This window comes from Moorena sp. SIO3I6, from assembly GCF_010672095.1.
The window spans coordinates 1-1,123 of sequence record NZ_JAAHHU010001622.1; the positions used below are offsets into that span (position 1 = coordinate 1).

At 37.5% G+C, this 1,123-nt stretch carries 1 pseudogene; it reads left to right on the top strand.

Annotated features, from left to right (window positions below):
• Nucleotides 1-545 (top strand): annotated as a pseudogene (locus tag F6K49_RS51735) (hypothetical protein); the annotation flags it as partial.
• Nucleotides 546-1,123: the final 578 nt, after the last annotated feature.

A 1,123-nucleotide genomic window follows, 5' to 3' on the forward strand; every position in this document is an offset into this window, starting at 1 on the left:
CATCATTTGTTATCAACAGCACCTTCAGCGAAAATGGAGACAATGGTTTTGATATAAATGCCGTAGGTCAAAATGTAAAGGTTATTGATAGCACTATAATCAGCAACGATAACACTGGCATAGAAATCGGTACTTCGGGAGAAGTAACTAACAACGTTGTACAGATATTCAATAACCAGATTATTGACAACCTGACAGGAGATAGTGGCGGTGGTGTCAGTGTCCTTGGCATTGATAACGAAGTGCTGCTGCTCAACAATCAGATTACTGGTAACTCCGCAGAAGTCAATGGCGGCGGCATTGCTGTCGATAGTGGAAATACCATGTTCCTGGGCAACAACACAATCACTGATAATATTGCTGACAGTGACAACGATGGTACCGGCGATGGTGGAGGTCTCTTTATCGCTTTGGGGGCTATTGTCGGGATCAGAGCAACCCAAATTAGGGATAACTTTGACCTAGAAGCTGAGTCTCGCAATGTATTTGGTAATTTCTTCGACCTTGGAGATAATGACATTGCAGGTAATGACATTCAAGTTTAGAAATTGAGTTAACTTAGATCTGGCTTGGACTTTGGACAAAACCAAGGGGATCAAACATCTATCCCTAGAGCATCAAACCTCTCAAAAGCTTTCAGAAACTGTGTTTTATCGGAATCTGAACCTGAGGATATGGTTGCGGTAGGAATACCTTGGCGCAAGGGGGGAAAATAGTTTTTGCCTCCAACTTCAAAGTTATTGCTTAACCAAAGCCTGAAGTAGCCTCAAAGGAAGCAAAATTTTTCAATTAGAGCTTAGGTCAATAGGAAGTTTGTCCAAAGTCCCATCAAGGAAATAGCTGAAATTATTCTTTAGTTATCCCCTTGGCAACAACAAATGGTGTCGCCAAGGGTATAAGCTGTTGTCTATTAAAAATTCATAACAGCAATGCATAATACATTTGGCAGAAGACATAATCAACAATATTTTAATTTTTATATTCAATAAAATTTCGTTTAACTAAAATTATGCAATAAATAATAAATCAATAATTTAAAAAAATATTGATTTATTTACTAAAAATCTAGATGTTGTTTAAGTTCAAATGTGCGGTTTGGTTTAAAGAAACTATTAAGAGTTAT